The organism is Vibrio brasiliensis LMG 20546, from assembly GCF_000189255.1.
GTDB classification, from domain to species: Bacteria; Pseudomonadota; Gammaproteobacteria; order Enterobacterales; family Vibrionaceae; genus Vibrio; species Vibrio brasiliensis.
This window is the reverse complement of the sequence record NZ_AEVS01000081.1, coordinates 1-26209: the sequence shown is the minus strand read 5'-3', so window position 1 is coordinate 26209 and position 26209 is coordinate 1. Positions and strand designations below refer to the sequence as shown.

Genomic DNA, 26209 nt, shown 5'->3' with positions numbered 1-26209 from the left:
TCAGCCCCGTAAACGGAACAGACCAGTCCTACCACTGGCTTTATTTTCTACATTAAAGTGCAGGGCATTGATAAAATGGTAAACTTTAAGTCTATTCGCCATTTTGTGAGCAGCCAGTTTTAATGAAACAACTTTTGTCTCTTGTCACGACTCTATTTGCTATCGGCAGTGTCACTCAGGCTCAGGCAGCCTGCAACTTAGATTCGGATCAGGATTTCCTTCATCAAAACATCTCTGAACAAGACCATTCGATGCTGACGTTTTACTACTCTTCTCTCTGTCAGCCGGGTCGGGTTAATCTCACTAATATCTCCTTACCAGAGCACGCCTCAGCTCAGGCTAAAGCCTTATACTATTTTGGTTTAACTAATCTACGTAAATACGAAGGTATCAAGATTCCACCAGGACCAGATATGCTGGCTATGGGAGATGAGTTAAACATTGAGTGGATCAGTGCTGAAGCCAAGCTTCTCAAAGCGATCGCCTTGATTGACGCTGACCTGCTGATTGAAGGTGAATCGCTACTTCACGAAATCGTACCTATTGCGGACGATATTGGTTACAGACGATTACTCGGCCGAGCTTATCGTTGGTTAGGTAACGTCAACATGCAGCAATCCGACGTAAAGGCGAGTTTAAGATACTACAAAATGGCCTTTGAACAGGTTAGCAAGATTGGCGACAACTTTCAGGCAACCATGACGCTTAACAATATCGCCACTGTCTATATGCTGGCGGAGCAATGGAACAAGGCCAATACATATCTGGAGCGCGCGTTAGATCTGTATGTCAGTAATAACTACGACAACAGTCTGTTTGAAGCGATTCTCTACTCCAATTCCAGCGCGACATTTTTTGCTCTGGGTGAACGAGCTAAAGCGACGTTATACATGGAGCAGGCTCTTGAAGAGGCAGATCAGACCGGGTCGAGCCGCATCAAACTTTCGACGCTTGCCGATCTCTCAATCCAGTACGCTAATATTGGTCACACCAAGCAAGCATTAGCAATGGCCCAACGTTGTGTCGAGGTTTCTCAAGAGTCAGGAAACACCGACCACATGCTGGTTAACTGTTACGAGGCTTTAGCCACCGCTTACCTTGCAAAGAAAAACTACCCTGAAGCCATTAGCTACGCGAACAAAGTTCTCGATAAGCTCGAAGACTCAGAAAGTGATGAAGTAGTTTGGGAAATGGATATCCTGAGCAAATTGGTTGAAGCCTACGAAGCAACTGGTGACTACCAGCAGGCGCTCAACTACATGAAACGTGAGTCACTGGTCAGACAGACCTTCTACCGCGAAACATACAGTGATGAGATTCTGGGCGAGAAAAGTGCTCTGGAGCGTCAGCTCAATAGCCGGGAGGTCGAGCTGCTTCAAGCTAAAAACGAATTGCAACACATCACCCTCAAAGAGCAACGTTCACGTGAAATTCTCTACGTGACTCTGTTTGGCATTTTGGCTTACTTTTCTCTGCGCGGGATCCTTCGTCTAAGACGAGCCAATGCAGAACTTAAGAATCAAAATAGTACCGACTCTTTAACTGGTGCTTTCAACCGACGCTTTCTTGAGGGCTGGCGTCAGACTTTATCCACAGAGCAAGATGATTACAAATATCTGATAAGCGTAATCGATATCGACCACTTTAAGCAGTTTAACGATCAGTTTGGCCATGAAGCGGGGGATTTAGTGCTGACTGAAACGGTGCGTGTACTGCAAACTAACCTTAGAAAAGGTGATCTGTTGGTTCGTTGGGGCGGAGAAGAGTTTATTCTTATCATGCCATTAACCAATGAGGAAAAGGTGACGGATACACTTGAACGTTTGAGAGCGAGCATCGAACAACACACGGTCCATTATCAACAGAACCAGTTTAAAATCACCATATCTCTGGGCGCGACTGTCAGTGACTCAGCGCAGCTCAAGTCTCAATGGGAAACGGTATTTGCTCAAGCCGATACCCAACTCTACCAGGCAAAACGCTCTGGACGTAATCAATACTCCGTTTACGGCACTCATCATCAGTAAGGTAATCCGTTGCTAACCAACAAAACGCTCTCCTTTGCCACCGCCAACCTGTTCAATTTTGTTGAGCCGCCGGGAGCATTTTATGATTTCGAAAATATTTATGAGCGAGAAGCTTGGCAGGAGAAATGTCGCTGGACCCAGCAGCAACTTTCCCAACTCGACGCAGACGTAGTCGGGTTGCAGGAAGTGTTCAGTATTGAAGCGACAAGAGAGTTAATGGCACAAATCGGCTACCCTCACTTTGCTACGGTCGATTCGCCTGCCATTGAGCAGGAGTATATCTACTCCAAACCCGTTGTCGCCATCGCGTCCAGATATCCGATCAGCCATATTAGCCCGGTGACGCCCCCCAAGGAGATGAGTCAGGGCTATCAGACCCAACTGCCTTCATTCAGCCGCCAACCGATTCAGGCAATCATCGATGTGCCAGACATAGGCGAAGTGGCCGTCTATGTCTGTCACCTCAAATCACAACGGGCAACTGAAAGTCTCGAAGCAGAGCTGGAACAACCACTGATCGGTCGCTGGTTATCTGCTCAGCAGAGAGGATGGGAAGCTCTGATGCTACGCCTTTTTATTCAGCAGCAGTACCAGACGCACCCTATTCCGACCGTTTTGATGGGCGACTTCAACCAGGCAATATCGAGCGACATTACCGGATTGCTGACCCAGGAAGTTGAGCTGCAAGGTAACCCATTAATGCTAAAAGATAGCTGGCGGTTGTTTCAACTTACCCATCCGGATGCTGAACGTCAGCCTACCCACTACCATTTCGCCACTGGCAATATTCTTGACTACATCCTTTTGTCTCAGGAGTTTCATCCCGACAGCCAATACTCCCTAGCCGATGTCACTGATTATCGTGCATTGGATAAGCACTTGATCAATCCCAGCTTCGAGCAGGATAAGCAAGCCAGCGATCATGCTTTTGTCGCTGTCACCGTACGTTTTGTACTTTGAGAGCTTCGATAAAGATGCCAGCGCCTTCGACGCTGGCATCTGACTCTCCTATTCGCTAGGCACTTTCAAGCAGATAGGATTTCGTAACGCCACTCTCAGCGACAAAATCCATATCATGGCTAACAATCACGAATGCTCCTTGATAGTTACGCAGAGCGTCAGCGAGCAAAAGCTTTGAGTCCAAATCCAAGTGGTTGTCAGGTTCATCCAGCAGCAAAAGTGGTGACTCCGGCTGATGACTGACAATAAGCATCGCGAGTTTCATCTTCTCACCACCACTAAGCTGACTCGCCTGTCGAAAAACGGAGTCTCGGCGAAAACCAATCCCTGCCAGCAAAGTACGCGCATCGTTGTCTAACATCCCCGCGCAATGCTCAAGCATATTCTCCAACATCGACAGCTCTGGACTAAGCAGACCAAAATGCTGATCCAGATAGCAGACTGGGCGATTGATTTGCAGCTCCCCTGAACTCAATGAGAGCTGTCTTTGCAGTACTTTGAGCAAGGTCGATTTACCACAACCATTGCCACCAGCCAGATGCAGTTTACTGTCACCTTCAAGAATAAGATTAAGCGGTTCGCGACGACCAAACGGTAGCACGCCAGCAACAATATTTAGCACTTTACCTCGGCCTTGAGACCCCTGTTCAAGGTAGAGTTTCTGTTGTTTGATCTGCTCGTAACGTTCACTCAAACCTTGCTGCTTTTGCTCAAGCATCGCCTTTCTACTGGTCTCATTTTTCAGTCGATTTGAAACGGAAGCGGTCGCGCTGTCACGCATTCCATCTAGTATCAGTTTTGACTGACTGCCCGACTTACGCAGTTTGTTTCCTTGCGCTTCCCTTTGCTGGGCCTTCTCCCGATTTTTCTGCGCCTGAACGTCAAGCCTTTTCTGTTCACCGCGCACTGCCTCAATCTGACGCTCCAGTGCAGCTCGTTCAGTACTTTTCTGCTGATGATAAAAGTCATAGTTGCCACCATACTGAACCAGACCTAACTTGCTCAGTTCCCAGATCTGATCCATATGACGTAACAATTGCCGATCATGGCTGATCAATAAAATATGACCGGGGAAACGTGCCATTTGCTCAACCAACCAGCTCCGTGCAGCGCCATCAAGGTGATTGGACGGCTCATCCAAAACCAACAGGTCAAACTGACTATTAAACAACTTCCACAACTGTAAGCGAGCCAGTTGCCCTCCACTCAATAAATGGCAGGGAAACGTCACTTGGGGTGGTAAACCTAACTCTGTTAGCTGCTGGCTCAACTGATGCTCAAGCCCCCAGTCATCACCAACAATGTCGAACCACTTGCTATCACAATCTCCCGACGCTATCCGCTGTATTGCGTCCAGCTTCTCTTGATAACCGAGAAACTGAGCGACCGTGATCGAACTGGATAAAAGTTGTGATGGTAACTGGCTATAACTGGCGAGTGTGCCATTGAGCATTACGCTGCCAGACGATGGCTGGACTTTGTCAGTCAGAATCGATGCAAACAACGATTTACCGACTCCATTTCGCCCAACCAGGCCGACTCTTGTCGCCACAAGTGAACATGAGATGTCATCAAACAGTCGCTCTCCGCTGTCGAACTGATAACTGATTTTATTTGCTTGTATTACTGGCATAACTTGCCTCCTGTGCAACAGGATTAGGCGTAGCAAGGTATAAATGGATCGATCCCGATGGTGCTAAGGAACGTTTAATTCAATTATGTTTAGAGAATTATGCTTGATAATAAGCAGTGACGAAGCTACGCCGACTAACCCTGTGAAATCCGAACAACAATGTAAAAATGGATAACAGGTGTTAGTTATTCATATTGGCGTAATCTCCTGAAGAAATGATGGGGGCATTATAGGCTAACTTTTAGCCGCAGAGCAAATACAAAAGCATCAGGTTGCATGGCTGCCCAACGAAAGACAGCCATGGCAGATGAAAGTGCTATCTTCAGTCGATCTGTTTGACTGAAATGCGATTTTTAAACTCAAACACCTTCTCAGCGCAGACATCAATACAGCGACCACAACTGATACAGTTTTGATCCATCACCCGACGGTCACCCTCTTTTAGCGGCTGACGAAGCACTTCGGGTTCAGGGCAAACGTAATAACAATCCATACACTTGGTGCACTTCTCGCGCTCAACCGCGACCACTCGCAGCAGGCTTTTGCGGCCAATCACACCGTAAGTCGCACCAAGCGGGCATAAATGACCACACCAACCATGTTCTACCAACAGCAGATCGAGCAGGAAAACTAAGGCAATCAATACCCAGCCAGCGCCAAAACCAAACACGAGTCCACGATGAAGTGCCGCCACCGGATCTATCCAAGCCCATAACACGCTGCCCGACAATGCACTACCAAGCAGTAATACGGGAATCAGCCAATAACGAATGTTAGCTGACCAACGAAAACTGGTTTTAAGTTTGAGTTTGCGACGCAAAAAAGCAGCGAAATCTGTGACTACATTGAGCGGGCATACCCAGCCACAAAAAGCTCTTGGGCTTAACACCGCGTAGAAAGCCACCACAACGATTACGCCGATCAGCACGGTAGCTTCCGGTAAATGCCCGGCGGCTAGGGTTTGCATCACGATTAAAGGATCACTCATAGGAACGACATCAAACAAATTGCTTGAGGATAAATTGCCTTTGAGGACACCGAGCGTCGGACCCGCCATAAACAAAATCACAATCAGTAACTGGCATAAACGACGCAGGAGCAAAAAGCGGTGAGCTCGCCACCAGCCAAGTTCTCGTATCGCATCTTTACCGGCATTCTGTGCTAGGTTCTTAGCCATTACAACTTACCTCCCAACGTTTCTAATGCTTCGGTCGGCACTTCGGGCGCACTGTTCTCCAGGGTTTTGTTAATCTCTTCCCACCCCAGCTGATAGTGAGCGCCCATCTTACCTTTAGCCAGTTCAGTAGGGATTATCTTGATTGCTGCCACTTCGGTGACACACGCTTCTTCACACTTGCCACAGCCAGTACATTTATCGGAATGAACGGTTGGGATCAGTTTGGCGTGATAGCCAGTTCGCTCATTACGGACATGTTCAAGGGTAATGGCTTCATCAATCAACGGACAGACACGATAGCAAACATCACAGCGCAAACCTTGCCAGTTAAGGCAGCTTTCGTGGTCAATTAGCACTGCGGTACCCATGCGCGCATCATCGATGTTGGTCAGATTGGGGTCCAGTGCCCCACTAGGACAGGCTGGTACACAAGGAATGTCTTCACACATTTCACATGGAATATCGCGAGCGGTGAAATAGGGCGTTCCTGACTCTACCGATGATAATAGAGTCGCCAGTTTCAAAGTGTCATAAGGACAGGCCTGGACACATAAGCCACAGCGAACGCACGCTTTTTCGAATTCACCTTTAGGCAAGGCACCCGGTGGTCGAATCGGCACTCCGGCACCATCTCGTGCCTGACTTTGCATTGACTGCAAACCCAGAACAGTAGCGGCGGCCCCAACGCCTGCCGCGGTACGCGCAGCATCGCGTAAGAACCGACGACGGCTTTGCGACGTTTTCGTTTTAAACCCACTCATGACTCACTTCCTCGCACACCAGCGGTTTGGCAATGCACAGCTCTATGGTAAGCATAGCAACCGCAAAGATAATACGGATATTTTCAACACTGTTTGTAGGGTTATATATACCCCTAAAGAGGTGTATCAGGCATGTATTGATAAGAATCAACTAACCAGTGGGAGCAAGAGCGCATATTGGTAAATTAGCAGGGAGCTCAAAGTCTGAACTGGACAATAAATAGCCACATAATGCGTTTTTTGTCACACGAACTTTCCTTGCTAGGTGTTATCCTTATAAAATGTAAGGCTTTAAAAATACGCTGTGAGGGTCTTATGATAGAAATCGTAATTGACGGTAAATATCGGATTGTGGAAGAGGGTTCAACCCTACTAGAAGCAGCAAAAGTATGTGGAGTCGAGATCCCTTCACTGTGTGGACTAAACAAATCCAACGCCAAGGTACCTTGTGATCTCTGTGTCGTCGAAGTAGAAAGTGGCGGCACCCAACGCGCGTGCGAACTGCAGGTCTACCGTGGTCTCAATGTAAAAACCCAGTCAGAGCAATTGAGTGAACACCGTCGTCAGGCACTCAACAAAATCATGCAAGATCACTATGCTGACTGCGAAGCACCATGTAAAACCGCCTGTCCTGCCGGTGTGGACATTCAATCGTATCTCTACTTTATCGCCCAAAACGATCATCAAAAAGCGATAGAAGTCATCAAACGTACCCTGCCAATGCCACTCTCCATTGGCCGCGTCTGCCCGGCATTTTGTGAAAGTGAATGTCGCCGTTCATTGGTCGACGAATCCATTGCTATCCGTCAGCTTAAACGACACGCCGCAGATGCAGACCTCGCGGCGCAGGAAGCTTACGTACCTGAGAAAAAAGACGCTAAAGGCCTTTCGATTGCGGTAGTAGGAAGTGGCCCAGGTGGACTAACAGCCGGATACTATCTATCCAATGAAGGCTATGACGTGACGGTATTCGAGTCGATGCCAAAAGCAGGCGGCTGGTTACGTTACGGGATCCCAGAATACCGGTTACCGAAATCGATCCTGGATAAAGAGATCGAGTTGATGTGCCGTAATGGTATGCAGATCAAAACCAAACAGAAGCTGGGCGATGATTTTACTCTCTCGCAGCTCAGTGAAAATTACGACGCTGTTTGTCTGGCCGTTGGCGCATCACTGGCGGTCGAAATGACGTATCCGGGTAGTGACCTCGGAGGCTGCTATTTAGGTGTCGACTACCTCAAAGACTATGTCACCGAACAACACTACACCACGGGCAATAAAGTTGCTGTGATTGGTGGTGGTAATACCGCCATAGATTGTGCGCGCACCGCACGTCGCACCGGCGCCGAGACCACTATCATCTATCGTCGTACCCGCGAAGAAATGCCAGCAGAAGATTATGAAATCGAAGAAGCAGAGCACGAGGGTGTACAGTTTCTGTTTTTAACCAATCCTGCACAAAACATTGCCGGCCCAGACGGCCGTGTGCAACAAGTACGTCTCGAGCGTATGGCATTAGGTGCACCCGATGCCTCTGGCCGCCGCAGACCTGAAGCCACTGGTGAGTTCTTCACTCAAGAGTTTGATACTGTGATTGCCGCTGTGTCACAAAAGCCGGATTTGAGCTTCCTCGAAAAAGATTCATTATCGATTCCACTCACACGCTGGAACACTTCACAGTCAAATGATCAAACCATGCACACGGGTACCGGAAACATCTTCAGTATCGGTGATTTCCGCCGCGGTCCAGCCACAGCAGTAGAGGCGGTCGGTGATGGTCGAATTGCCGCAAAAGCCATCGACCTGTTCCTTAATGGTGATATGGCAGAGATGCCTGCGCCAGCGTTCAATTCACGTAAGGAGCAGAAGCTTGCTCAGGTCGATCCGCTTCACTTTGACAACTTGCAAAAAGTGGCGCGAAGTATCATGCCTGAACTAACGCCAGCTCAGCGCGAACAAAGCTTTGATGAAGTCGAACTCGGTTTCGATAATGAACACGCAATCAAAGAGGCAGCGCGCTGCCTTGAGTGTGGCTGTCAGGCTAATACCAGCTGTGATCTCCGCGACTACTCAACCGAATACGGAGCGCAGCAGGAGTTTAGCCATTCCGTCGATGTCAAAGATCATCAGGACTGGCTCGAGTTACGTGGCAAAGATTCACGCCATAAGTTCACTGTCGATCGCAGCTCAGAATTTATTGAGTTCGACGCAAACCGCTGCATCAGTTGTGGTCAGTGTATTCAAGCGTGCAGTGAGCAGGCTGTCCACGGCATTCTCAACTTCGTTCACGACCAGAATGGGCGTCCGGCGCTTAGACCGGATGACAGGCCTCATTTTGGCTCAAGTCGCAGTGGTCGGATTCTGATGGGCGACTCTAAGTGTGTCCAATGCGGCGCCTGTGTTCAGGCTTGCCCGACCGGCGCTATGGTCGACAGCCGCGACCGTTCACAAGGACGCGAAGAACAGCTTAAACAGGTCGACACCATATGTACCTACTGTGGGGTTGGCTGTAAGCTAACCATGCACGTTGACGAGAAGGCTAACCGTATTCGCCGTGTCACCGGAGCGCACTCACCAGTGAATCAGGGCATGCTGTGTGTTAAAGGCCGGTTCGGTTTCGACTTTGTTGGCGATGAAGGGCGCTTAACCGCGCCATTGATCCGTAAAGATGGTTGGTTACAACCTGCAAGCTGGGAAGAAGCCATTGAGCTTATCGCGAATAAGTTCTCCACCATTAAACAAGATTTCGGTGGCAACGCGTTAGCAGGATTTTCTTCAGCCAAAACCACCAACGAAGACAACTACGCCTTCCAGAAGTTTATTCGCCGTGAACTGGGCACCAATAACGTCGATCACTGTGCTCGTCTCTGCCATGCCTCAAGTGTAACAGGTCTGGAAGCCTCACTGGGTAGTGGTGCCATGACCAATGACATCCCGAGTATTAAACACTCAGATGTAATTTTCATCATAGGTTCGGACACGACGTCAGCTCACCCGATTATTGCCTCGCATATCAAACAAGCGATTCGCCATCATGGCGCCCGCCTGATTGTTGCCGATCCAAAACGCATTGATATGGCGGATCATGCCCAGCTCTATCTTGCTCACCGCCCGGGCACCGATGTAATGTTGCTGAACGGTATTATGCAGCAAATCATCAAAAACGGTTGGTACGATCAGGAGTACATCGAAGAACGGGTAGATGGCTTCGATACCCTTCTCCAAGAAGTGATGTCACCGGCGTACGCGTTGGATAAAGTCGAGCTGGTAACCGGGGTTCGTGGCGAAGACATCTTTGCCATGGCACGAATGATAGGTACAGCGGAACGAACTGCGATTTATTACTCGATGGGCATCACTCAACATACTACCGGACACGATAACGTTCGCTCAGTGGCTAACCTTCAGCTGTTGTGTGGCAATATCGGAATTGAAGGGGGTGGCATTAACCCACTGCGTGGTCAGTCTAATGTCCAGGGCGCCTGCGATATGGGCGCACTGCCAAATAGCTACCCTGGTTATCAGAAAGTCTACAACCCGATGATTCGCCAGAAGTTTGCTATTGAATGGAATGCCAATTACTTACCGTCAGAACCGGGCTTAACACTGACTGAAATCATCGATGGAGCCTGCCAGCGCTCAGTACGTGGTCTCTACATCATGGGCGAAAACCCAGTATTGAGTGACCCTAATCAGGCTCACGTAATCGAAGGCCTTGAAGCGCTCGACTTCTTAGTGGTTCAGGACATCTTCCTCACTGAAACCGCTCAGTATGCCGATGTTGTCTTGCCTTCGTGCTCATTTGCCGAAAAATCCGGTCACTTCACCAACACAGAGCGACGGGTTCAGCGTATTAATGCGGCCGTGAAAGCGCCTGGTGAAGCGAAAGAGGATTGGTGGATTATCCAACAGATCGCGAACGCGATGGGCAGTGACTGGCACTATCAACAGGTATCAGACATTACCGCTGAAATCGCTAGGGTTACCCCTCAATATGCAGGTTTGCGTTGGGAAGCGATTACTCCAGAAGGGGTTCAGTGGCCAAGCAATAAGAACAACCCTAACGGTACTCGCATCATGCACCAGACTCAGTTCACCCGGGGTAAAGGTCAGATGGTTGGCGTCCCTTTCCGCTACGCGGCAGAGCTCCCAGATGAAGAGTACCCGCTGGTACTCACAACGGGACGCGTATTAGAGCAGTTCCACACCGGAACCATGACTCGTAAGACCAAAGGGTTGGACAACCTCGCCGGACCGAGAGCAATGATTAGCGTGCAGGATGCCGAAGCATTGGGTATATCCAACGGCCAACGCCTTAAAGTATCAACCCGCCGGGGTGAGATTGAGATAGATGCGTTTGTCACCAAACGCATTCAGCAAGGGGTGATTTTTATTCCGTTCCACTTTGTTGAATCACCAGTCAACAGGCTGACAACAACTGCGACCGATCCTCATGCGAAGATACCTGAGTTTAAAGTCGCGGCAGTAAAAGTAGAACCATTGCCCTGCGAGACTCCGGTCTGATAAAGGGCTAAAACAACAAAGCCAACTCACATGAGTTGGCTTTGCTTTTTATCAGCTAACTTGTCGTAATATGACCGCCGTACCCATGCCGCCCCCAATACAAAGGGAAGCCAGCCCTAACTGAGTGTCAGAACGCAGCATCTCATAAATCAGCGAAGTTACGATTCGTCCCCCTGAAGCGCCTATCGGATGCCCAAGTGCAATCGCGCCACCATTAAGATTGGTTTTATCGTCAAACCAGCTTTGATTCAGCTGATGCTGCTCGGACAGTCCTTTAATAACGCCAATAGCCTGAGCCGCAAACGCCTCATTAAGCTCCAATCGCTGGATCTGCTCTAATTCCATTCCAGCTCTACACAACGCTTGTTTAACCGCCGGAACGGGACCAAGCCCCATGACTTCAGGTTCAACACCACCCTGCCCCGTGGCAACCACTTCAACCAGCGGGGTAAGACCATGCTGCTTTACCGCCTGCTCACTGGCTACGATCAAGGCGACTGCTCCATCATTGATGCCAGACGCGTTACCTGCCGTCACCGAGCCTTGCTTATCAAATGCAGGTCGCAGCCCTGCCAGACTTTCAATAGTCGCACCAAATCTTGGATGCTCGTCCTGATTCAATGTCGTTTCTCCACGACGTGATTTAATCGTAACCGGAACAATTTCCTGCTCGAAACGTCCAGTGGTAATCGCCTGCTCGGCCCGGTGCTGACTTCGCAAAGCAAACTGATCCTGCTCCTCGCGGCTAATGGCGTACTGCTTAGCGATGTTTTCCGCGGTAATGCCCATATGGAAATCGGCAAACGCATCGGTTAATCCATCTTTGAGCATGGTGTCGGTCAGGGTCATGTTGCCCATTTTATGCCCAGAGCGACTTTGGCCATCAACGACAAATGGCGCATTACTCATACTTTCGGTACCAGCCGCCACGACCAGATTGGCATCACCCGTACGAACTGAGTTAACCGCATTAAGCAGGGTTTTCATACCACTGCCACAGATCATATTGAGCGTATAGGCTGGAGTGGTTGCCGGGATTCCGGCATGAATTGCGGCCTGTCGACCTACGCCTTGCCCCTGTCCCGCGCCAAGCACATTACCGACAATCACTTCATCTATATCAGCCCCATCAATACCCCCCTGCTCTAACGCTGCTTTAATCGCAATGGCGCCTAAATCAACTGCGGACACTGAGCTTAAACCGCCAAGAAAAGATCCAATTGGCGTACGTTTTGCGGCAACAATGTAAACTTTATTACTCATCCTACAGCACCAACCCACCATCAATTTTTAATACCTGCCCAGTGATAAAGCTCGACTTATCACTGGCGAGAAACTCAACTCCGTTGGTAATGTCTTCAGTCGTACCCATACGTCCAAGTGGCGTTTTCTGTTTCATCAAATCGAGTACTTTTTCCGGCAGATTCTCGGTCATTGGCGTCTGAATAAATCCGGGAGCAACACAGTTGGCACGAACCTGCGCCCCTTTTCGTGAGAATTCTTTGGCCCAGCTCTTCGTCATCGCAATCACGCCCCCTTTAGAAGCAGCGTAGTTGGTCTGACCGATGTTACCGTCTGTACCGACGACCGAGGACATCGTGACAATCGAACCTGCGTTGTTTTCTATCATCAGGGGTGCTACCGCCTGAGTAAGGTTGAAGACACCTTTTAGGTTAACGTCAATAACAAAATCCCACTCTTGCTCTGTCATCTTTTCAATCAAAGCATCACGGGTGACACCAGCGTTATTCACCAGCACATCGACTCTTGAGTAGCGGCTTCTCACTTCGGCGATAAACGCTTCAATAGCCTGACGGTCACAGATATTCAATGTCACAGCTTCAACATTATCATGGTGTTGAAATGCTTCAGCTAACCCTTGTGCATTCATATCGACGGCGTATACGCATTGTGCTCCGTTTTGAGCAAAGCGTTCGGTAATAGCGCGACCAATGCCTTGGGCAGCACCGGTCACAATACAGATTTTATTGTCAAACATGTCCTTATCCTTGTGTACAACGAAACATTTAACTGACGTAATTGAGACGACGTTTATCGCTCGTCCTTGCTCATTTTGAGCTTAAATTGTGTTTGAAAGATGGCACTATCCATAATTTTTAGTGACGAACTCACCTGTGGTCTGAATGCCATTTGCTGAAAAATATCCCGCTCCAAATCAATGCCAGGAGCAATTTCTGTTAACTCTAGTCCAGCGCTGGTTAAACGAAACACCGCTCGTTCGGTGATATACATAACCGGTTTGCTGTTACTTACCGCCTGCAGGGCACTAAAGGTGATTTGTTCGACCTGATCGATAAACTTCTGCTGCCGACCTTCATTCGTGACCATCAGTTGCTGCTCCTGTACCTCTACTTTCAACCCTTGAGCGGTAAAAGTGCCGCAGAAGTAAACCTTTTTGGCATTCTGCGTGATGTTGATAAACCCGCCACAACCGGCAATCTTGCTGCCAAAGCGGGAGACATTAATATCCCCTTTGCCATCACACTGAGCCAGACCAAGAAAGGCCTGATCGACACCACCACCATCGTAGAAATCAAACATTTGATCCTGACCAATGATCGCTTGCGGCATCCTTGAAGCACCAAAGTCAAGGCCACTCTGGGGTGTCCCTCCTACCGCTCCAGGCTCTACGGTGAGAGTAAACTGATCAAGGATTCCGGCCTGCTGGGCGACATCGGCAATGTATTCCGGCGCCCCTATACCGAGATTAAGAATCGAGTCAGCTTCAAGTTCCATTGCAGCACGACGGGCGATAATGGTTTTCGCATCTAACCTGGCAAATTCATTTAACGATTTATTTGTCTGTCGAGCATCGCGCTCACATTCGATGCCAACAAATTCAGGGTTCATCATAGTAGCGAAGGTCTGCATATGTTCACTCGGGTCTTCGCACACCACCACAGCATCGACAAAAATACCGGGGATTTTGACGGCGTGGGGGTCTAACTGACCAGCTGAAACAACTTGTTTAACCTGAACAATCACCTTGCCGCCGTTGTTTTTTGCAGCCTGTGCCGCGGCAAGGCTTTCAACGATCAGGCATTCATCTTCCATGGTGATATTGCCGTTGTCATCGGCATTCGTGCCGCGCAAGATGGCAACATTAACCGGCAGTTTGTGGTAGAACAGATGCTCTTCACCGAACAGGTCAATCACCTCTACCCAATCTTGTTTGGTTACCGCGTTGATTTTTCCACCTTCAATACGTGGATCGACAAAAGTCCCCAGCCCAACTTTACTGATGGTGCCCGGCTTACCCGCCGCAGTGTCGCGCAGCAAATGAGAAATAATGCCCTGAGGTAAGTTGTAGCCTTCAATCAGATTATCGACAGCGAGTTGCTGCAGTTTTGGCACCAACCCCCAGTGTCCTCCAATCGCTCGTGTGACTAAGCCTTGCTGCGCTAAATGGTTTACTGCTCGTCCCTGTCCATCACCCTGCCCAGCCGCAAACATTAGGGTTAAGTCTCTCGGTGTTTGAGTGCGGGCAAATCGTTGACCAATGGCCCGTTCAATAGCTTCCGGCACAACACTACCAATAAAGCCGCCCAGAAGGACCGCATCACCATCTTCAATCCATTCTGCTGCCTGATCCGCTGTTAATTGGCTGACCACTTAAACCTTCCTTAGTTACCTTCCCTTTACCGTTCATTCAGCTTAGTTCGTGATGGGCAGATTGTTAATTGCACAAATAGAGATTGTGAATTTCATAAATGAAATTATTGCTGAAGCTCAGCCACTCGCTGGTAGAGGTATTGCTTAAAACCACTACATCGCTCTGGCATTGGCGTTCGTGGACGGAAAAACAGGTCAATATCGAAACTGGCGCACTGATAGTCCTGCATGATGTGCTGTAGCTCTCCACTAGCAAGCTGTTGACTGACCAACGAGTGAGGCAGATAGGCAACGCCCGCATTTTCCATCGCCAAGTCGAGCAGCATTTCACTATTGTCGCATTCTAACGTGTCGCGAATGGTCACCATTGCCATCTCACCATCACGCTCAAAACACCAGCGATTCCCTCCCACCAGCGTCCGTGCATAAAGGCAACGGTGCATACTCAATTCATCGGGGTTGGTCGGCGTACCATGTTCAGTCAGATAGGCGCCTGAAGCACAAAGATAGAGCGGTTCACGCAACAGCCGTTTTCTTACCAGTAACGAGTCATTTTGCAACTCACCCTGATAGCTGGCACTAGCACGAAAAGCGAAGTCGACTTTTAATGGATCAAACGACCCCGCTTCAATAAATATTTTGAAATGGACTTGCGGATGGAGCTGCATATATTCTGCGACTATCTTAGTCAGATATTGCCGCGCGAACAGAGGTGTCGAGGAGATGCGAATCTCGCCTTGCTGCTGCTCGGCAAGATTTTGTACCTCTTCACACAGGCTGTTGATATCAGGAAGCAGCGGGGAGAAGCGCTCATAGAGTAACTGGCCCGCCTGAGTTGCGACAAGTTGTCGGGTACTGCGTTTGATAAGCTCTACAGACATCGTCTCTTCAAGCTCTTTGACCCAGCGACTGCCCGCCGCCGCTGAGATACCCTGCTGCTCTGAAGCAAGGCGAAAAGAGCCTGTTTGTATCACGGCGCAAAAGAACACGATCTTGTCTAAGATCGGCTGACGACTCGATAACAGGTTGCTCGCCATCAGTTCACTAAACCTTTTTGTAAAGCTAACTTAACCAGTGCGGCTGTAGAGGTAGCTCCGAGCTTTTTCTTGATTCTTAAACGGTGAGTTTCCACCGTCCTGACACTGATATGCAGTGAATCCGCGATCTCTTTGTTGCCTGAGCCATTAACGATCTCTTTCAGAACATCGGACTCTCGCTTAGATAACGTATCGTCTTTCGGCTGTGGCTTTTCATTTAACTGCTCAAGTAATCGGTCGGACGCCTGAGGACATAAATAGGAACGTCCCTGAGCGACCTGATTGATTGCCATCACTAACTCTTCAGAGCCTACATCTTTCAGCACATAGCCCTTAGCACCAGATTTCACCGAACGGACCACATAATCACGACTATCATGCATAGAGAGCATAATGACCGCGGTCTGACAGCCGCTTTTTTCTAGCTTCTGCAACACTTCAATACCGTTAAGCTGAGGCATATTAATGTCGAGCAACAATACATCCGGTTTAAGCGATAAGGTACTTTCCAGCGCCTCAGTGCCTGTACCGACACAGGCAAGTATTTCCAGATTGTCTTCCCTTTCCAGTCTTGACTTTAGCCCGTCCTGCATCAATCGATGATCATCGGCGAGTATTAGTCTAATCATACAAACTCCATGTTTAAGCTTACACGCACTTCCGTGCCCTCTCCCTGTTCACTGGTGACAACAAACGTGCCACCAATCGCCTGAATCCTCTCCTTCATATTCTGCAAACCCATATGTTCGAGGATCGGCTGCTTTCTCTTACCGGACTTGAGTTTTTTGGCCGGGATTCCAACGCCGTCATCGCTAACAGTCAGGATCAACATGTGCCCTTCACGCTGCATAATGATGTCCACGCCTTGAGCCTGAGCATGCTTTTCAACATTGTGCAGCGCTTCCTGCACTACCCGGTATAAGGTCGTTTCCACTTCTGGCAAAAACTCCTCGCCCTCTATGTCATGCTCAAATACCAACTCTAACTGGGTGCGATCACGCAGCTCATTGATGTAGGCCTCAATGCCAGCCACTAGCCCCAAGTCATCCAGTTGCGGTGGCCGTAAGTCGCGTGAAATTCTTCTCAATTCGACGATCGCCTGCTCCAGAGCGACCTTACTGGCATCAAGCTCGATATCCTTTATCTGTTCATCGCTTTCCTGACTGACATTGTCTAAGCGATATTTGGCCGCCACCAGCAGTTGGTTAACACCATCATGTAACTCACGAGAAACACGACGACGCTCGTTCTCCTGCGAGTCGATAATTTGCTGATTTAAGATACTGAGTTGCTGGTTTGCCAAGCGTCTGACATTGAGGTTTAGCGATGCGCCTAGCGCTGCAATAACGGTAACCGCGACAAACATCACACCAAAAAGTGCAGTGGTACTCTTACCGACACTCTGGTCAAATCCGCTACGCATATGGGTTATCTGGCGTTCAATATCATCAAGGTAGACACCGGTACCAATCATCCACTGCCACTTGTCCAGTGAAACAGCGTAACTGAGTTTTGGTAGCGGCTCTTTCTTCGACGGCTTATGCCATAAGTAATCAACAAAACCACCGCCATTTTTACCCGCAATAATCAGCTCTTGCAGTAGCTTCTTACCCTGAACATCTTCCACTTGCCACCAGTTTTTACCTATCCGGTCAGGTTGGTACGGTAGCACCAGTGCATCACCATCCCAAGTATATGCAAAGAAGTATCCGTCGCTGCCATACGTGAGCTGGCTCAACTTTTCGATAACAATCTGCTGAGCAAGTTCGGGAGTAAGGGTGTCATCTGAGTAGTAAGGCTCGATGCTTTTGACTGCCATTTCTACGTACTGCTTTAGCTCTTGCTTCTTTACCGCCAGAACATTATCACGCGTCAATTGAACCTGTTCTCCAACCAACTGTTTTGCTTGACTAAATAGTAAACTCGCAACAATAACCACCACCACTATCAGAGGCACTATTGATAGTAAAATGATATTAATTGTGAGTCTTCTATTACTGACAAATCCCATATTCGCGTCCGGCCGTGTACGTAGTTTTACTGATATTTTGTGCGGAAATTTGCACTTTCTACCGACAAAATTTGCGCAATATCCCCAATAGAGAGCAATAAATCCCCCCTCTAAACTTAGGCTCAAATGTAACATCGCATTAACACAATTTACTACGCGACGTTCACATTTCTCAATATTGACAAGGAACTCAGTCTAACAAGGAGATACCCCATGAACCTTAAGAAAGCCGCTCTTGCTACTGCACTGGCGATCACCGCGACAGGTCTTTCAGTGACCGCTCAGGCAGCCGATAAGAAAGTCCTACTTAAGACTCCGATTGCTTTCGGTAGCCACTTACCAGCTTTGGGTACACCTATTCAGTGGTATGCCGACCACATTACTCAAACATCCGGTGGCACGATCAAGATGAAGATCTATGAACCGGGCAAGTTAGTTAATCCTGCGGAGATCCTTGATGCAGTATCAACCGGTAAGGTTAACTCTGGTTACTCTACGGCAGGTTACTGGCAAGGCAAATTGCCAGCTTCAGCACTGTTCTCTGCGGTTCCATTTGGACCGGAAGCGGGTGAATACATGGCGTGGCTATTCTTTGGCAATGGCTTGAAACTTTATCAGGAAATGTACGACCAGGGTGGCTACAACGTTAAGGTCACTCCGTGTGCCATCATTTCACCGGAAACCTCTGGCTGGTTCCGTAAACCGATAGAAAAACCAGAAGATCTTAAGGGCCTCAACATGCGTTTCTTCGGTCTGGGTGCATCCGTTATGGAGAAGCTGGGCGTAGGTACCGTTCAGCTGCCGGGTGGTGAGATCTTCGGCGCACTGGAGAAGGGAGCAATCGATGCCTCTGAGTTCTCTCAACCTGCGATTGACCAACGCTTAGGCTTCCACAAAGTAGCCAAGTACAACTACTTCCCTGGCTGGCACCAACAGTCGACAGTATTTGAACTGCTGATCAACAAAGATACCTGGAACAAGATGAGCCCGACTCAGCAATCTGCGATCGAAACAACTTGTATGGCTACCATGACCTACTCAATTGCCGAGGGTGAAGCACTACAGTACGCAGCGATGGAAAAAGCCAAGCAAAATGGCGTTGAGATCCGCTATTGGAACGATGAAATGCTAAGCCTGTTTAAAAACACCTGGCTAGAAGTGGTGGATGAGAAGAAAACCGCCGATCCATTCTTCGATAAAGTTTGGAGTGACCTGAGTAAGTTCCGTGAAGGCTACGCGCTTTGGGCTTCAAACGGCTTCCTACCTCGTGAAACGCAAAACCAATAACCTGATGTGAATTGGACCTGTTGGCCGGCAGAGATTGTCGGCCATTGGTTGTAAGGAGTTGCCAATGAGCAAGGTGTTATATTCTACCCCCACTATCCCTATGTACTGCCATATTGAGAAAGCGATTGTCACTGCCAGCCGCTTTCTGGCCTGGACCAATCTCGCTCTCGTTGCGGTGATCATTGTTCAGGTGGTACTACGTAAAGTCTTTTCTAACGGTCAGATTGCCTTCGAAGAGCTGCAATGGCACCTCTACGCCACAGCGGTTATGTTTGGTACCGCTTACGCTCAAGTCAGCAATCTGCATGTTCGAGTTGACCTTTTCTATCACAAATTTTCTCAGCGCAAGCAAGCCATCGTCGATATTGTCGGCCTGACTTTTCTCGCTATCCCTTTTGTTGTGGTTGTCATCCTTCACTCGTATGACTTTGCCTATGAGTCCTGGCGTGTGAACGAGAGCTCAGCGTCGCCTTCCGGTCTGCCATATCGCTGGTTGATCAAGAGTGTTATTCCACTGAGTTTTAGCATGTTACTGCTGTCGATGATTGCCCGAATCTTACGCAATATTGAAACCCTTTCTAAAGGAGCTGATCATGGAAGCAAATGAGTGGATCGTTATCGCCATGTTTGGCTCGTTTATTCTACTGTTGTTCACTGGTATTCCTGTCGCCTATGTGTTGGGTGGGATAGGAGTCGTGTTCGCCGCAGTCGGTTACTTTGCCGATATTTATCTCGATACCTTTACCGGGCTTGATTACACCAGTCTGGGTCTGGTGGTGAACCGTATCTATAAAATCATGGATAACTGGATTCTGGTTGCGCTACCAATGTTCATTTTTATGGGCAATATGCTCGATAAATCCGGTATCGCAGAAAAGCTAATGTCTTCGATGCAAGCCCTGTTTGGCAAAGTCCATGGTGGTCTTGCGATCACAGTCATGGCGATTGGTATTATCCTGGCCGCCTCTACCGGGATCATAGGCGCATCGGTTGTTCTACTAACCGTAATGTCGCTGCCAAGTATGATGCGTCAGGGCTACCACCTCCCCCTTGCTCTGGGCACCGTTGCATCGGCGGGCACACTGGGTATTCTGTTGCCACCTTCTATCATGCTGGTGATTATGGCTGACCAGCTTGGCCTGTCGGTGGGCGACCTGTTTATGGGTGCAATTATGCCAGGCCTGTTACTCGGCACGCTTTACATCCTCTACATTCTGGTTATCGGTAAAATGAACCCTCATAAAGCACCAGTGCCTGAGGATGTTGAACCGGTTGACTGGAGTCTGATCTTGCAGGTTTTCAAAGATATCACGCCGACCGTGATGCTGATTTTCTGCGTACTGGGTTCGATCTTTACCGGCGTGGCAACACCAACCGAAGCCTCTGGAATTGGCGCTCTGGGCGCGACTCTGCTTGCTGCTTATAACAAGAAGCTCAACCTTAAAGTGCTCAAAGAGGTGTTACTAGCTTCATATGGCACCACCGCTTATATCTTTATGATTTTCCTCGGTGCATCTTGTTTTGCGCTGGTTCTGCGAGAATTAGGTGGCGATGAACTGATTGAATCTTTTCTAAGTGGATTACCATTTGGCCCTTATGGAATTATCGCTTTCATTCTGATGATCGTGTTCTTACTGGGTTTCTTCCTCGACTGGATTGAAATCACTCTGATTGCTCTGCCACTACTGGCACCTGTTATCGCCAGCCTGGGGATTGAACTTGATGGTCATGGCGTAGTCGATAACCCGAGTCTGGTTTGGTTTGTAATGCTGGTCGCGATGGCACTACAAACAAGCTTCCTCACGCCACCAGTAGGTTTTGCTTTGTTCTATCTCAAAGGGGTGTGTCCAGAGGGCGTAGCGCTGAAAGACATCTACCGCGGTGTGATCCCGTTTATCGTCATCCAGCTTTTCGCCCTAGTCTGTCTGGTTGTCTGGCCTCAGCTGGTGCTTTGGTTCCCAAGCGTTGCCTACGGCTAAGGCGCTAGTCAAACCCAATTTCAAAGCCAACGCTCAGTCGTTGGCTTTTTTTATCTTCTCTCAACGACGATAAATCCGTCCGTTTATCTGCTGATGCTCACTATTGCGCATATACTATCTAGATAACAACAATAGAGCGCAGAGTACTATCCAATGAATAATCGCATCTTGTCGGGACTTGTTGTCGTCAGTTCACTCTCTCTGTTTGGCTGTCAATCCACTCAATCTTCCAGTGAGGTTGACGATGAGACTATAGCCAAATGGCTGCGTGATTCTGGCATATTTTCGGCTCAGCAAGCTTCAGAGCAACTTGAGACCATAAACTACGAACGTGGCAGTGCGGATCTCAACAGTGACGGTCACATGGAGCATTTTGTGCTTATTCGCCATCGCTCGTTTTGCGGTAGCGGCGGGTGTAGTGCCGTGATTTTTGACCACTCAGGCAAGGTGATCAACCGCTTAACCTCAGTGAAAAAGCCAGTGTTACTCACCGACAGTTACCAAAATGGCTGGCAGGATTTTATTGTCTGGAGTAACGGAGCTTACCGTTCTATGCGTTTTAACGGGACTTCTTATCCAAGCAATCCCTCTGTAGAACCTACGGTCGACAGGGAATCACAGCGCAGAGCGGCCCTGTTTGGTGTCACTTCAACCGAGTTGTATCAGCAAGATGGTTACGGCATCAAACCGATTAAGAACGAGGTACTTTGGGCTCCGGCAGAGGTCTATCACTTCTCGTTCAGACATTACGGTGATCCGCAAAACATCTATTTTGCTACTGTCGATGTGCGCAACGAAGGGCTTGAGATACAAGCTCTGCCCCTCCAGCCATAAGTGGAACTGGTGAGTTATTCAGACTGAGGGGTCGCGCAAGCCAGAAGATTGATTTTCCTATCAGAACCGATACAATTCCCCCCGCTATATTAGCAAACGTTTAATTTATTCTCAGGGCGGGGCGAAATTCCCCACCGGCGGTATTCCTCAGCCATGTTTGGAGTTTGAGGTGAGCCCGCGAGCGCTCGATACGTCGAGGTCAGCAGATCTGGTGAAAACCCAGAGCCGACGGTTATAGTCCGGATGAGAGAGAATGAAAACACACTACCTTAGCTCCAGCTATGGTGGTGACTTTCGTTTTGGCTGTGACTTTTTCGTCGCAGTGCTCATGCATGCCCTGATTCTGGTGATATTTAGGAGTTAACCATGAATCAGTCATCACTACTTGCCGAATTTGGCGACCCAATCACACGCGTTGAACAAGCACTATTGGCCCTGAAAGAAGGCCGCGGTGTACTACTTCTTGACGATGAAGATCGTGAGAATGAAGGCGATATTATCTATTCAGTTGAGTCACTGACGACACAACAAATGGCACTGATGATCCGTGAATGCAGCGGTATTGTCTGCCTGTGTCTTCCTGAAGAACAAGCCGATCGCCTGGAGCTAACCCCAATGGTGACCAATAACAACAGCGCGAACCAGACTGCCTTTACCGTTTCAATTGAAGCCAAAGTAGGTGTTACCACTGGCGTCTCTGCACAAGATCGCGTAACGACGATTAAAACGGCTGCCAACCCAACAGCTCAACCTTCTGATCTCGCACGCCCGGGGCACGTATTCCCACTTCGCGCACGCAAAGGTGGCGTTCTGGTTCGTCGTGGTCATACTGAAGGGACGATTGACCTGATGCAAATGGCAGGTCTTCAGCCTGCTGGGGTTTTATGTGAAGTTACCAATCCCGACGGCACAATGGCGAAAACACCTGAGATTGTCGCTTTTGGTAAGCTACATAACATGCCAGTACTGACCATCGAAGATATGGTGATGTACCGTGAACAGTTCGATCTAAAACTGGCATAACAATACAGAGCCAAGCCCGCTAGTCTGGGCTTGGCTTTGTCGATGTCACTCTAACCTACTAAAACCTTTCTCTATACACACTAAGCCTTTGCGCATAGATTCGGCACTTTTAAGATTGAAAGTGTTATCGAGCGTCTTGTTATGCTTCTACAGTCACCCGTTCAATCATAACCGTCTCCGCTGGCACATCATCATGTCCCATCCGCGATAGCGTATGTACCTCGGCAATCTTATTTACTACATCCATCCCCACTGTCACTTTGCCAAACACAGCGTAACCCCAGCCGTTGTTAGTTTTCGCCGTGTGATCGAGGAAGTCATTGTCATCAAGGTTGATAAAGAACTGCGCGGTTGCAGAGTGTGGCGCGTCCGTTCTTGCCATTGCGATGGTACCAGTCACGTTCTTTAAACCGCGATTCGCCTCATTGGTGATAGGAGCGCGTGTTTCCTTTTCATCCATCAATTCCGTCAGACCACCACCTTGAATCATAAAGCCTTTTATCACGCGGTGGAAAATAGTGCCGTTGTAGAAACCATCTTCACAATACTTTTTAAAGTTACGTGAAGACACAGGTGCTTTGTCTTTGTTGAGTTCGATTTGGATGTCACCAAAGTTGGTGTGAAGGGTAATCATTGTATATTGCTATCTCATTGGAGTGATGACCGCAATTATAGGTAGTGGTCGCGACAAATAACAAGTTCTGTCCAGAATCTTCACCGTTGGTACTTCGTAACTCAGAAGTGCCCCATTATTTGGTAGAGCTTTACTCATTCACATCCTGTTCATGGGCTTTTGCCCTATTACAAGTTATCCATTCTTCTCATGCTGTTGGCTGTTAATACCCGAGATGTAATACGGGGTGAAAGTCATTGTTCGTTTTTTTATGACGATGTTGTATCACAACGATAAAAATGTTTTTAAGACAACCTTATTCAACTTGTATAGTATTCTCGCATATACAACACGTCACATAGTTGGCTTACTATGAAAATCAATTATTTTGCTATAAACAACTTTCGCGGTATATCTGGCGGTCTAGAACGAAATAAAATTATCTTTGAAGATACTAATACATTGTTTCTTTACGGCCAGAACAACGTTGGTAAATCAACTTTCTTAAAGGCTTATCAGCATTTCTACAAAGATGAAAAGCCCGTTTTAGAAGACTTCTATAAAAGCGATTTTAATAATCAGATGGAGTTTGAAATTGAAGTTCGCTTACTTCCTATCGATCGAGTCCGAATTGAAAGTGCCGCTCCCAAACAAAAAGAGTCATACAAAAAGTTTCTTAATGATGATCGTATGAGGATTCGAAAGACTTGGAAGCTAGATGGTAAAACGGTTAAGGCATTTAACCAAACTTACAACTTTGAAACCGAATTATATGAAGATATTGGCTACGCTAGTATTGGCCTACATAGAGTTTTTCAATCTTGTCTCCCTCAGCCAGTTTTTATTAAGGCTATGCCTACTGAAGATGAAGCAAAAGAAATATTGAACTCTATTTTGAAGAGCATGGCGGAGAACACTCTCAAGGAGGCGGATCTAGTAGCTTTAGAAGAAGCCAAATCAAAAATTCAGGAATTACAAGCTAAAATGTACAACCCTGATTTGATAGAGTCTTATCAAACTTCTGTAAACTCCTACTTTTCACAAATTTTCGGTGACACTGTCTTAGAAATTAAAGAATCGAAAGATCGATTAGTATGGAGCGAAAACAAGCTAGGTAAAGACTTCAATGTTGAGTTTGCAAAACTAGATAGCCAAGGTTCGATTGACTCTACAATTCCGTCAACTTCAGACAAAGTTGGCCATGGTACGATAAGAACCGCTATTTTCACTCTCTTGCTAATGAAAGATGTAGCGGAAAAATTTGAGCGAGAAGAAGGTAAGAAAGACTATATGGTCTTATTCGAAGAACCTGAATTGTTCTTGTATCCAAAAATCATAAAAGAGCTTAGAGAGCTTATCTACAAAGTGAGTGAAGATGACTTACCTTATCAAGTTTTATGTGCTTCCCATTCTCCATCGATGATAGATATTTCAAAACCAAAATCCTCAATAATTCGTCTAGTAAAGGACTCTACTGGCACGAACATCTATCAGATCAATAACGAGTTTTTGAAGTCAGCTAAGAACGTAACAACTGATGAACAACTAAAGCAAGAAATGAATGAAATGCTACGCTTCAATCCTTATGTTTGTGAGGCTTTTTATGCGGACGAAGTCTTACTGATTGAAGGGCCTACAGAGGAAGTTCTCGCTCGAGCATACTTGCAAGAATTTCCTACATCTAAAGATTTCTTTATTTTAAACTGTGGAACAGTTAATAACATTCCTTTCTATCAAAAAATCTTGTCTAAGTTTAAGATCAAGTACCACACGGTTTTCGACACTGATGGTAGAAAGATTTCTACTGTAGATAAAGATGGAAACCCTACTTTCGATAGTCATATTCAAGGCACAATCAGTAAACAATTTAACGAAGACAAGGCAACCTATTCTGTTGGACTACTTCGTGTTCATGACACAACATTTGAACCTGCACATAAATCTACATCACTTCCAGAAGAACTACGATTCCATGAAACAGCGATTAGTGCAGGAAAGCCTTACAATGCGAATCTATATTGGAAGAACACGCTTTATCCAAACATGGATCACCCTGACTTCTATAAAGTTCCGTTTATCTCGTATCTAAAATCAATGTTAGAACACTGATGTATAAGGGCTCGTATGAGCCCTTTTTTATTTGATTTTAGATATGGCTCGTGCATATTTTAGCAACTTCGTGGTTGTTTTAATCTCAAGTTCAGACTGAATTTCAAGTAACGCAATACCTGCTAATATTTGTTGAGGGCTAACCAATTGTCCTGTCGGTAGCTCTAACTTTTTATGGTGCATTTTGAACTGCTTCCAATCATCCTCGATAGATAGTTGCCTTCCAGTAGCAAGTCTCATTAGGCGTTTACATTCTTTGGGTATATCTTGCCCTTTGTCCCACTCCTTGAACGTCCTCACACTTTTAAAACAAAGTTGAGCGGTTTGCTCCAATGATAAACCACATTCAAATTCACGAAAAAAGTAATTTTTGGTCATTTCGTGATGCTTCATGATTAACTCGCACTAAAGTGTGAGAGTTTAATAATTCATAAATTAATGTGATACCAGTTCCATTGAACATAAGTGCGCAAAGTGCGCACAGTACGAAGGCGTATTAACTGGCAATATTTGCCTTATAAAAAGTTATTCATGAATTGCTGATATTCGATTTTTCGTAACGCGTTTATGTCCAAAAGGTTGCTACAGAATAAAGTAGACG

At 47.5% G+C, this 26209-nt stretch carries 20 protein-coding genes and 1 riboswitch; of the genes, 9 read left to right on the top strand and 11 right to left on the bottom strand.

Going from position 1 to position 26209, the window contains the following annotated elements:
* Positions 1-122: 122 nt before the first annotated feature.
* Positions 123-2027: a tetratricopeptide repeat-containing diguanylate cyclase gene (locus RH46_RS15700; protein WP_006880491.1), complete on the top strand. Its 1905-nt coding sequence runs from the start codon at positions 123-125 to the stop codon at positions 2025-2027.
* A gap of 9 nt (positions 2028-2036) precedes the next feature.
* Positions 2037-2987, top strand: a complete 951-nt coding sequence (locus RH46_RS15695; protein WP_006880490.1) for an endonuclease/exonuclease/phosphatase family protein — start codon at positions 2037-2039, stop codon at positions 2985-2987.
* Positions 2988-3042: 55 nt separating this feature from the next.
* On the opposite strand, the gene RH46_RS15690 is transcribed toward RH46_RS15695, so the two are convergent.
* The 3 genes from RH46_RS15690 to napG form a co-directional block, all read right to left on the bottom strand.
* On the bottom strand, positions 3043-4620 hold the full coding sequence (locus RH46_RS15690) for an ATP-binding cassette domain-containing protein (protein ID WP_006880489.1): 1578 nt from the start codon (positions 4618-4620) through the stop codon (positions 3043-3045).
* 322 nt (positions 4621-4942) lie between these two features.
* The gene (gene napH, locus RH46_RS15685; RefSeq protein WP_006880488.1) at positions 4943-5797 is read right to left on the bottom strand and encodes a quinol dehydrogenase ferredoxin subunit NapH; all 855 of its coding nucleotides are present in this window, start codon (positions 5795-5797) and stop codon (positions 4943-4945) included.
* Entirely contained in the window at positions 5797-6558 is a 762-nt protein-coding gene (gene napG / locus RH46_RS15680) for a ferredoxin-type protein NapG (RefSeq protein ID WP_006880487.1), read from the bottom strand. Before napG ends, napH begins: the two co-directional genes overlap by 1 nt.
* A 315-nt stretch (positions 6559-6873) precedes the next feature.
* Between napG and fdhF the strand changes: the two genes are divergently transcribed.
* Positions 6874-11082 (top strand): formate dehydrogenase subunit alpha, encoded by a 4209-nt coding sequence (gene fdhF, locus RH46_RS15675; protein WP_006880486.1) that lies wholly within the window; start codon positions 6874-6876, stop codon positions 11080-11082.
* A 51-nt stretch (positions 11083-11133) separates the two neighbouring features.
* On the opposite strand, the gene RH46_RS15670 is transcribed toward fdhF, so the two are convergent.
* The 6 genes from RH46_RS15670 to RH46_RS15645 all read right to left on the bottom strand — a co-directional run bounded on the left by RH46_RS15670 (position 11134) and on the right by RH46_RS15645 (position 17763).
* A complete protein-coding gene (locus RH46_RS15670) occupies positions 11134-12345 on the bottom strand; it encodes an acetyl-CoA C-acetyltransferase (protein ID WP_006880485.1) in 1212 nt (403 codons plus the stop codon).
* Position 12346: 1 nt separating this feature from the next.
* The gene (locus RH46_RS15665; RefSeq protein WP_006880484.1) at positions 12347-13081 is read right to left on the bottom strand and encodes a beta-ketoacyl-ACP reductase; all 735 of its coding nucleotides are present in this window, start codon (positions 13079-13081) and stop codon (positions 12347-12349) included.
* A gap of 53 nt (positions 13082-13134) precedes the next feature.
* Positions 13135-14715 (bottom strand): acyl CoA:acetate/3-ketoacid CoA transferase, encoded by a 1581-nt coding sequence (locus tag RH46_RS15660; protein ID WP_006880483.1) that lies wholly within the window; start codon positions 14713-14715, stop codon positions 13135-13137.
* Positions 14716-14819: 104 nt separating this feature from the next.
* Positions 14820-15752, bottom strand: coding sequence for a LysR family transcriptional regulator (locus RH46_RS15655; RefSeq protein ID WP_006880482.1), 933 nt, complete (start codon positions 15750-15752; stop codon positions 14820-14822).
* Complete coding sequence (locus tag RH46_RS15650; RefSeq protein WP_006880481.1) at positions 15752-16381, bottom strand: response regulator; 630 nt, start codon at positions 16379-16381, stop codon at positions 15752-15754. The genes RH46_RS15655 and RH46_RS15650 overlap by 1 nt, the downstream gene beginning before the upstream one ends.
* Positions 16378-17763, bottom strand: a complete 1386-nt coding sequence (locus RH46_RS15645) for a cache domain-containing protein (RefSeq protein WP_040896013.1) — start codon at positions 17761-17763, stop codon at positions 16378-16380. Before RH46_RS15645 ends, RH46_RS15650 begins: the two co-directional genes overlap by 4 nt.
* 213 nt (positions 17764-17976) lie before the next feature.
* On the opposite strand from RH46_RS15645, the gene RH46_RS15640 reads away from it, so the two are divergent.
* The 5 genes from RH46_RS15640 to ribB all read left to right on the top strand — a co-directional run bounded on the left by RH46_RS15640 (position 17977) and on the right by ribB (position 22886).
* The gene (locus tag RH46_RS15640; protein WP_006880479.1) at positions 17977-19050 is read left to right on the top strand and encodes a TRAP transporter substrate-binding protein; all 1074 of its coding nucleotides are present in this window, start codon (positions 17977-17979) and stop codon (positions 19048-19050) included.
* A gap of 64 nt (positions 19051-19114) precedes the next feature.
* Entirely contained in the window at positions 19115-19657 is a 543-nt protein-coding gene (locus RH46_RS15635) for a TRAP transporter small permease subunit (RefSeq protein WP_006880478.1), read from the top strand.
* Positions 19644-21029: a TRAP transporter large permease gene (locus RH46_RS15630; RefSeq protein ID WP_006880477.1), complete on the top strand. Its 1386-nt coding sequence runs from the start codon at positions 19644-19646 to the stop codon at positions 21027-21029. The genes RH46_RS15635 and RH46_RS15630 overlap by 14 nt, the downstream gene beginning before the upstream one ends.
* Positions 21030-21182: 153 nt before the next feature.
* Positions 21183-21863 carry a COG3650 family protein gene (locus RH46_RS15625; RefSeq protein ID WP_006880476.1) on the top strand — a complete coding sequence of 227 codons (681 nt, stop codon included), beginning with the start codon at positions 21183-21185 and terminating at the stop codon, positions 21861-21863.
* Between the two features lie 103 nt (positions 21864-21966).
* Positions 21967-22122: riboswitch (FMN riboswitch) on the top strand.
* A 107-nt stretch (positions 22123-22229) separates the two neighbouring features.
* The gene (ribB, locus tag RH46_RS15620; RefSeq protein WP_006880475.1) at positions 22230-22886 is read left to right on the top strand and encodes a 3,4-dihydroxy-2-butanone-4-phosphate synthase; all 657 of its coding nucleotides are present in this window, start codon (positions 22230-22232) and stop codon (positions 22884-22886) included.
* 139 nt (positions 22887-23025) lie between these two features.
* Here the strand turns inward: ribB and RH46_RS15615 are convergent, their stop codons facing one another.
* Positions 23026-23520: a peptidylprolyl isomerase gene (locus RH46_RS15615; RefSeq protein WP_006880474.1), complete on the bottom strand. Its 495-nt coding sequence runs from the start codon at positions 23518-23520 to the stop codon at positions 23026-23028.
* Positions 23521-23871: 351 nt separating this feature from the next.
* On the opposite strand from RH46_RS15615, the gene RH46_RS15610 reads away from it, so the two are divergent.
* The gene (locus RH46_RS15610) at positions 23872-25608 is read left to right on the top strand and encodes an ATP-dependent nuclease (RefSeq protein ID WP_006880473.1); all 1737 of its coding nucleotides are present in this window, start codon (positions 23872-23874) and stop codon (positions 25606-25608) included.
* Between the two features lie 27 nt (positions 25609-25635).
* Here RH46_RS15610 and RH46_RS15605 read toward each other — a convergent pair whose 3' ends face one another.
* Positions 25636-26001 carry a phage protein gene (locus RH46_RS15605; protein ID WP_006880472.1) on the bottom strand — a complete coding sequence of 122 codons (366 nt, stop codon included), beginning with the start codon at positions 25999-26001 and terminating at the stop codon, positions 25636-25638.
* Between the last annotated feature and the right edge of the window lie 208 nt (positions 26002-26209).

Excerpts from the sequence above, each read along its gene's own strand:
- RH46_RS15700 (WP_006880491.1), top strand. The coding sequence starts at position 123 with ATGAAACAACTTTTGTCTCTTGTCACGACTCTATTTGCTATCGGCAGT.
- RH46_RS15690 (WP_006880489.1), bottom strand. The coding sequence starts at position 4,620 with ATGCCAGTAATACAAGCAAATAAAATCAGTTATCAGTTCGACAGCGGA.
- napH (WP_006880488.1), bottom strand. The coding sequence starts at position 5,797 with ATGGCTAAGAACCTAGCACAGAATGCCGGTAAAGATGCGATACGAGAA.
- napG (WP_006880487.1), bottom strand. The coding sequence starts at position 6,558 with ATGAGTGGGTTTAAAACGAAAACGTCGCAAAGCCGTCGTCGGTTCTTA.
- fdhF (WP_006880486.1), top strand. The coding sequence starts at position 6,874 with ATGATAGAAATCGTAATTGACGGTAAATATCGGATTGTGGAAGAGGGT.
- RH46_RS15670 (WP_006880485.1), bottom strand. The coding sequence starts at position 12,345 with ATGAGTAATAAAGTTTACATTGTTGCCGCAAAACGTACGCCAATTGGA.
- RH46_RS15665 (WP_006880484.1), bottom strand. The coding sequence starts at position 13,081 with ATGTTTGACAATAAAATCTGTATTGTGACCGGTGCTGCCCAAGGCATT.
- RH46_RS15655 (WP_006880482.1), bottom strand. The coding sequence starts at position 15,752 with ATGGCGAGCAACCTGTTATCGAGTCGTCAGCCGATCTTAGACAAGATC.
- RH46_RS15650 (WP_006880481.1), bottom strand. The coding sequence starts at position 16,381 with ATGATTAGACTAATACTCGCCGATGATCATCGATTGATGCAGGACGGG.
- RH46_RS15645 (WP_040896013.1), bottom strand. The coding sequence starts at position 17,763 with ATGGGATTTGTCAGTAATAGAAGACTCACAATTAATATCATTTTACTA.
- RH46_RS15640 (WP_006880479.1), top strand. The coding sequence starts at position 17,977 with ATGAACCTTAAGAAAGCCGCTCTTGCTACTGCACTGGCGATCACCGCG.
- RH46_RS15635 (WP_006880478.1), top strand. The coding sequence starts at position 19,115 with ATGAGCAAGGTGTTATATTCTACCCCCACTATCCCTATGTACTGCCAT.
- RH46_RS15630 (WP_006880477.1), top strand. The coding sequence starts at position 19,644 with ATGGAAGCAAATGAGTGGATCGTTATCGCCATGTTTGGCTCGTTTATT.
- RH46_RS15625 (WP_006880476.1), top strand. The coding sequence starts at position 21,183 with ATGAATAATCGCATCTTGTCGGGACTTGTTGTCGTCAGTTCACTCTCT.
- ribB (WP_006880475.1), top strand. The coding sequence starts at position 22,230 with ATGAATCAGTCATCACTACTTGCCGAATTTGGCGACCCAATCACACGC.
- RH46_RS15615 (WP_006880474.1), bottom strand. The coding sequence starts at position 23,520 with ATGATTACCCTTCACACCAACTTTGGTGACATCCAAATCGAACTCAAC.
- RH46_RS15610 (WP_006880473.1), top strand. The coding sequence starts at position 23,872 with ATGAAAATCAATTATTTTGCTATAAACAACTTTCGCGGTATATCTGGC.
- RH46_RS15605 (WP_006880472.1), bottom strand. The coding sequence starts at position 26,001 with ATGAAGCATCACGAAATGACCAAAAATTACTTTTTTCGTGAATTTGAA.